Genomic DNA, 7,144 nt, shown 5'->3' on the forward strand with positions numbered 1-7,144 from the left:
ACAAACCCCACGGAAAGGGAAGTGGGCAGCCGGAGTGGTGGTCAAGCAGTAGCTATTATTCCATAATAGCTACTAGAGGGAGCGTAAATCTGAGCATGTAGTGATAAGGACTGAGCGAATTTTGCTCAGTTTTTCTTATTTAAATCGGCTAATTGTTTATTAACTTCAGCAATTTCTCCTTCAAGACGAATAAGTTGTTCCTCTGCAGATGATACTCTGCCGCGGACATACTCAAGTTTATCTAAGTCACTTTGAATCCGTACGTAATCGGATTTTAACTCATCAAGCTTTGCTTGTAACTGCTCTATTGTCATCGTTCATCACCTCTTTATACTAGTGTAGCAAAAAACACTTTACAAAACAGGTAAAAACATTCATAGTATTAGAAAAATAGAGAGGGAATGGTTAAGGTGAAGGTGTTTATTAACCAGGCTGTTGATTCATATGCAAAACGAGTTGAACCGCTTTTACTTCAGAAAGAAGCATGTAATAATTTGATGCTTGGTATTATGAATCGCTTGAAGGAAAACAAAACAGATTGTTTCTTAGGTTGGGTAGAAGCGAATGGGGAAATTATTTATGCATTCCTGCGAACTCCACCCCATAATTGGATCTTGCCAGATATTGAAGTGAATTCTCTCGATTTCATACCGGTTATTACGAATTATTTATATCAACATGGCTATGAGGTTCCTGGCGTACTAGGGCCAATAAAGTATGCAAAAGCTTTCGCCCAGCAATGGGAAGAAAAAAGCGGGAAAACAGCATCCGTACATATGAATGAATTGATCTATCAATTAGACCGTGTGCAGATAGAGTATCCTTTACCAGGACAGCTAATTCAAGCAGAATTAGCTGATCATGCACTTCTAGCAAAGTGGCTTCTTCTTTTTGGAGAGGAAGCTAATGCACCAATAGATGAGTCGCGAGCATCTAGTTTGGCGGCGGAGTTTTTACATAAGCAAACAGCTTATTTTTTGCAGATAGGGGAGAATAAGGTTTCCATGGCGAATAAATCAAGGGAGACGAAGCATGGTGCGACAATTAATGCTGTCTATACCCCTGATAAATATAAGAAAAAAGGGTATGCTACAAGTGTTGTAAGCCAATTAAGTCAAAAGCTGTTAAATGACGGGTATCAATTTTGTAGTTTATATACAGATTTGTCGAACCCAACTGCAAATAATATTTACAAGAAGATTGGCTATTATAAAATTGGTTCTGCTATTGTCTATTTGTTTTAGAGATAACCGAGTGGTTAGGTTAAAACTAAATGAGTAGTTCACAAGCAAATATAATACCATGTTCTAAAATCGCAATCTAAACGATGGGAACCTTTATGATGATCAGCTAACGCACGAAAAAAATTGCTTAGCAACTGATTCTTCGAGCTCATCAGTTATCACAGAAGTCTTCACCACCATAAATGATAAAACTCCAAACCAATATCCGGAACTAAGTTCGTAACCTCGGATTATAGTTTGGAGTTTCACTTTATCTACATGTAATTTATGCTTTTAATAAGCTCAGCATTAGATTAATGCATCTTCCTTATTTTTTTTAGAGTTTACGTATGTTTTATAGAAATGGATAATGATCGTCTTAATCACTGCATAAAATGGTACAGCAAATAGAATACCTAAGAATCCAGCAATGCTTCCTGCTGCTAAGATAACGGTAATGACTGTTAATGGATGTAAGTCTAATGCACGCCCCATAACATTTGGTGAAATTAAATTACTTTCAATTTGCTGCGCGGCTATCATTACGATGGACACCCAAATCACCATAAACGGATCTTGGAATGCTCCAACGATTAATGCCGGAATTACGGCTATAAATGGACCAGCAAAAGGAATTACATTCATTACCATAGCAAATAACGCTAGTGTTAAGGAATATTTTAAGTTAATGATCAAATATCCAATAAATAACAGCACACCGACGGCAAAACTAACAATTAACTGCCCTTGTATAAAGGCTGTTAACGTTCCATCTACTTTGACAAACAAGCTACGAATATTCTCCGCTTTTTTCTTGGAAAAGATTTGTGTAATAAATGGAACTAGCTTCTCTCCATCCTTCAACATGAAGAATAAGAAAAATGGAACGAGAACTAATGCAGTAACAAATCCAATGAGTTGTCCAATAAATCCAAACAAATAATTTAATACACTATCAATATGTGATTGAAGGTTATTCGTAAAATTATTGATTGCTTTGTCTATTTCTGCAGGAATAGCAGTTTGGTTTGATTGCCATAAAGAAATCATATCCTGCGCCCAGTTTACCATTGTTGGAACATTATCAATTAAATTCCTAAATTGTTGTTGGGCAATTGGAGCAATATACATATAGACAAAAACACCAAGAAGAATTAATACAAGAAATACAAGAATAATTGAAAAGATACGATTTATTTTAAGGCGTTCAAAGAAGTACATTAACGGCTTTGTTAAATAGTAAAGAATACCTGCACCTATAATAGGTACGGCGACGGCCCCTATTACTTTCAAAAAGGGTGTAAAAATAAAATCAGTAACCGAAATAAGTAATATTAACAGAAAAACCATTATGAAAAACACTAAAAACTGAAACCAGCGTTTATTTACCACCAACATCCCAACCTTCACAAATCATTTGTATCTATTTTACCTGTTTCAAAGAATAATAGAAAGTATATCTTATTTAGCTTTACGAACTGTTTTGATACGACGACGCTAAAGTAACAATGATATTCCCAAACAAGACAGCTTTGATCTTTACGTTTTCTATTATTTTAACCTAATTTATGAAATCATAAACGATTCAAAATTTGATCGATAGAATAATCTGTGTAAGTATGCTAAAATTCGTATAGATTATATACAGTTGGAGGACATAACGAATGACCAGTTGGGAACAAGTCTATCAAAAATGGGAAACATTCCAAGATCTTGATGCGAATTTAAAGAATGAGTTAACGAAATTAAATGGAAATCAGCTCGCATTGGAAGATGCTTTTTATAAAGAATTGACATTTGGGACAGGCGGGATGAGAGGGATCATTGGTCCTGGAATAAACCGTATGAATATATATACCATTCGTAAGGCTGTTAATGGACTAGCAAATTATCTATTAGAACATACGGTAAATGTAAAAGACAGAGGTGTTGTAATCGCGTACGATTCCAGACATATGTCAAAAGAATTTGCTATTGAGACAGCAAAAGTATTAGGGGCATTTGGAATAACAGCATATGTGTTTAAATCATTAAGACCGACCCCGCTACTTTCCTTTGCGGTACGTTATTTGGGAACGGTATCAGGAATAATGATTACAGCAAGTCATAATCCTCCAGAATATAACGGTTTTAAGGTGTATAATGAGGATGGTGGACAAATAACACCAAATCAGGCAGCTGACATTATTGCCTGCATTCAACAAACAGACGATGAATTATTAGTTCCCTATATGGATCAAGCTACATTAGAAAAAGAAGAACTAATTAACTGGATTGGGAATGAAATTGATAATGCCTACTTAGAAAAATTGATTGATATATCTAAGCTGCCTGCAGAAGAACGTGAGCAAGAGAAAGCTATACCAATTGTCTTTACACCACTTCACGGAACTGCTTATGAGCTCGTATCTCAGGGATTGGCACAATTGAATTTTACGAATGTTCATGTTGTAGAAGAACAAGCTGTCCCAGATCCAGAGTTTTCTACTGTGAAATCACCTAATCCAGAGGAGCATCAAGCATTCACAAGGGCAATACAACAGGGGAAAAAGCATGATGCAGCTATTTTATTAGCAACAGATCCGGACGCCGATCGTTTAGGTGTTGCTGTCAAAGACGACACGGGTAATTATCAAGTGTTAACTGGTAATCAGTTAGGTGCATTAATGCTGGATTATATTTTATCGCATAGTGATTCGGCATTATTAAAAAGCGGACGGATGCTAAAAACAGTAGTGACATCGGAACTAGGTAAAGCAGTGGCGGATTACTATGGAATAACGACAATTAATACTTTGACAGGCTTTAAATATATTGGAGAAAAAATACGGGAGTTTGACGCAACTGGTGAAACATTCGTATTTGGTTATGAGGAGAGCTATGGTTATTTAACGAGTAGCTTTGCACGAGATAAAGATGCGATACAAGCAGCTATGATGGCAAGTGAAATGGCATACTATTGGAAGAATAAAGGTAAAACTTTGCATGATGCGCTTCATGAACTATATGAAAGGCATGGCTATTATAAGGAAGACATGACATCTCTAACTTTAAAAGGGAAGCAAGGGTCTGAGCAAATAGCTAAGATTATGGCTACAATCCGCTCAGAACCATTACAGGAAATTGCTGATTTATGTGTGAAAGCAACAGAAGATTATTTAATTGGTCAACGCTATACGCTCGATAATCCAGAAAATATAGAAGCTATTGAACTACCTAAAGAAAATATGATGAAATTTATTTTAGAACAGCATAGCTGGGTTTGCCTTCGCCCATCAGGTACTGAACCAAAAATCAAATGTTATTATGGGGTTTGTACGGAAAATGAAAAAGAGAGCATACAAAGGATTTCTGCATTAAAACAAGCTATGGAACGGATTCTTGAACAAATTATCGAGGGCTAATATGGTGAATAGATTTGATTCTGTGGGGAAGGCTAGTTACTAAAACTAGACACATGGTAGAATCAATCGTTGACATTTTATGTTTATCGATGTTTAATAGTAAGTAATGTTATATTCCTATTAAAGGGGAGTAGCTGTACAATTTTAGTCGTCATTACGAGAATATTCTCCGGCTGAATTGGCAACGATCGTTGTTAGCGAGACCTTTACCAGTCTAGGTAAGGGTCTTTTTTGATGGTTCTTACCTATTGGTAGGAGCTTTTTTATTTGTACGAAGTTACATAACGTAATTTTAGGTAGAAGTAAAAGCTTCAAGTCGAATATAAGGTTAAAGCTCTATACGAGCGTAGCAGAAGGGAGAGCCTAGAGAATGGGTATTGAATTATTAGTGGAATATTTATGGGTATTAGTAGTTTTAATTGGACTCGAAGGTTTACTAGCCGCTGATAATGCGCTTGTCTTAGCGATAATGGTGAAGCATTTACCGGAAGATCAGCGAAAGAAAGCATTATTCTATGGATTGGCTGGTGCATTTGTATTACGATTTGGTTCATTGTTTATTATTTCATTCCTTGTCGATGTATGGCAAGTACAAGCGATTGGTGCAGCTTACCTGTTATTTATATCGATTAAACATTTATATGATAAGTTAAAATCCAAGGATGAACCAGATGAAGAAGCGAGTGCCAAAGAAGAAAAAGGTAGCGGTTTTTGGATGACCGTCTTAAAAGTAGAATTTGCTGACCTTGCCTTTGCGGTCGATTCTATTCTTGCAGCAGTAGCTTTAGCAGTAGCTTTACCACCAACTAATCTTGGCCATATCGGAAGTCTAGACACCGGACAATTCTTGGTAGTTTTTGCTGGTGGAATGATTGGATTAATTATCATGCGTTTTGCAGCTAATGTTTTTGTGGATTTATTAAATAAGCGTCCTGGTTTGGAAATTGCGGCGTTTGTAATTGTTGGCTGGGTCGGAGTTAAACTAGCTTTAATCGTTCTTGCACATCCAGATATTGCTTGGATACCACATGATTTTCCACATTCAACATTATGGAAATCGATATTCTATGTCGTATTAGTAGGAATTGCGGTTATTGGTTGGTTTACCTCTAGCGATGCAAACAAAAAAGAAAAAGCTCAGGATTAACGTCAATGAATGATCTTTTATGAAGGAATAGATTAGGTTTTCAAAAAAGTCTCTTTTAAAATCAGTGGAATGGTCATCTTAGTCGACAACACGTTAACCTCGTGTGAGGGAGAAGCGCTCTCTGTGGTTCAATTTTTGTTCAACTCCCTACAAAGAAATAATAGGGGAAAGTAAAGCAGTGTGGTACTACCAATCAGTGGGTGCTAAACAAAACCCCCCACTGATTGAAGTTTCACTGTATTTTTTGAGCGTACCTGTATAGGCTGCTGAATTATTGTGATTATTCTGATGAAATACTTTTTATAATTATGTGAGCAGGGTTTGAAGCATAACTATTCCCTTTAGAAATGGATGTTTAGTAGTCTATAGCTAAGAGGTGATTACATGGCAGAGCATCATTTTCATTTAAAAGCAGATTGGCCAGGTGGGAGAAATAGTCAAGGCTTCCTAGAGACAGGTAACTTGAAAACAAATATATCTATACCACCTGAAATGGATGGTCCAGGAATTGGAACAAATCCGGACGAAATGCTATTAGGTGCAGCTGCTACCTGTTATATTATTACATTAGCAGCAATGATTGAAAGAGCGGAATTGCCTTTAAAGCAAATGTATTTACATTCGGAAGGGATCGTGGACGTGACAAAGGGAGTATTCACGTATAAGCGAATTATACATCGGCCAACGGTTACTTTAACAGAGCATGCGACAGAAGGTCAACATAGTCAACTCCGCAAATTAGTCATCAAGGCAGAACAAAGCTGTATGATTTCTAGAGCATTAAAAGGAAATGTGGAAATTGAATTAGAACCAACCCTAGTTTGATAAGTGTTTGTCACAAAATTTAGTCTAGCAGATAAGGCTTGGAATGACCGAGTTTCATTTTAAAAAAACAGGAAAGGAAGCTGACTATTGAGGCAGCTTCTTTTTAATGGTTCACTAACAGATGGAATGATGTTACCTAAAGGAATCGTTCCAAGCGAGATAAACTACTGGGGGTATTTGTCATTTTTGATTATACAGAAAGGGATAGATTCTTATATCGAAGATCTGCTCCATTTTGAAAAAGCAGATCCAGAGTGTAGTACATATCCTAGGCTCAAAAAATCAGATGATAAAGCTGGATTAGTAATTAGCTTTTAAAATCACAATATTCTATTTATGTTAGCCGGTTTCTTTAGGAGAAACCGGTTTTTTTAAAAGATAAGAAAGTATAAAATCGGTGCAATGACTGCGTTAAGCCAAGTAGTTATTTTGAAATGTTTGATGTATATTGGCAATGCTCCGACTAATTACTTCGCTTTCCGTGGGCACGACCTCAACTAACTTTGCAAAGAAGAACACGTTGCAAAGTGGATTTTCGGCTCGCG

General features: G+C 36.5%; 7 protein-coding genes. 5 read left to right on the forward strand and 2 right to left on the reverse strand.

What is annotated here, in order from left to right; all coding sequences use genetic code 11:
* Positions 1–125: 125 nt before the first annotated feature.
* On the reverse strand, positions 126–314 hold the full coding sequence (locus tag RVS70_RS21155) for an SE1832 family protein (protein ID WP_026679630.1): 189 nt from the start codon (positions 312–314) through the stop codon (positions 126–128).
* Positions 315–401: 87 nt separating this feature from the next.
* Between RVS70_RS21155 and RVS70_RS21160 the strand changes: the two genes are divergently transcribed.
* Positions 402–1,244, forward strand: a complete 843-nt coding sequence (locus RVS70_RS21160; RefSeq protein WP_205389135.1) for a GNAT family N-acetyltransferase — start codon at positions 402–404, stop codon at positions 1,242–1,244.
* A gap of 288 nt (positions 1,245–1,532) precedes the next feature.
* Here the strand turns inward: RVS70_RS21160 and RVS70_RS21165 are convergent, their stop codons facing one another.
* The gene (locus RVS70_RS21165; RefSeq protein ID WP_255637665.1) at positions 1,533–2,621 is read right to left on the reverse strand and encodes an AI-2E family transporter; all 1,089 of its coding nucleotides are present in this window, start codon (positions 2,619–2,621) and stop codon (positions 1,533–1,535) included.
* A 266-nt stretch (positions 2,622–2,887) separates the two neighbouring features.
* On the opposite strand from RVS70_RS21165, the gene RVS70_RS21170 reads away from it, so the two are divergent.
* The 4 genes from RVS70_RS21170 (at position 2,888) to RVS70_RS21185 (ending at position 6,917) form a co-directional block, all read left to right on the forward strand.
* On the forward strand, positions 2,888–4,627 hold the full coding sequence (locus tag RVS70_RS21170) for a phospho-sugar mutase (protein WP_205389134.1): 1,740 nt from the start codon (positions 2,888–2,890) through the stop codon (positions 4,625–4,627).
* Between the two features lie 370 nt (positions 4,628–4,997).
* The gene (locus RVS70_RS21175; protein WP_026679634.1) at positions 4,998–5,774 is read left to right on the forward strand and encodes a TerC family protein; all 777 of its coding nucleotides are present in this window, start codon (positions 4,998–5,000) and stop codon (positions 5,772–5,774) included.
* A 384-nt stretch (positions 5,775–6,158) separates the two neighbouring features.
* Positions 6,159–6,599: an OsmC family protein gene (locus tag RVS70_RS21180; protein WP_026679635.1), complete on the forward strand. Its 441-nt coding sequence runs from the start codon at positions 6,159–6,161 to the stop codon at positions 6,597–6,599.
* An 87-nt stretch (positions 6,600–6,686) separates the two neighbouring features.
* The gene (locus RVS70_RS21185; RefSeq protein WP_166530465.1) at positions 6,687–6,917 is read left to right on the forward strand and encodes a hypothetical protein; all 231 of its coding nucleotides are present in this window, start codon (positions 6,687–6,689) and stop codon (positions 6,915–6,917) included.
* Positions 6,918–7,144: the final 227 nt, after the last annotated feature.

Origin of the sequence: Virgibacillus sp. M23 (genome assembly GCF_034190895.1) — a bacterium.
In the GTDB taxonomy this organism is placed as follows: Bacteria; Bacillota; Bacilli; order Bacillales; family Amphibacillaceae; genus Virgibacillus; species Virgibacillus salarius.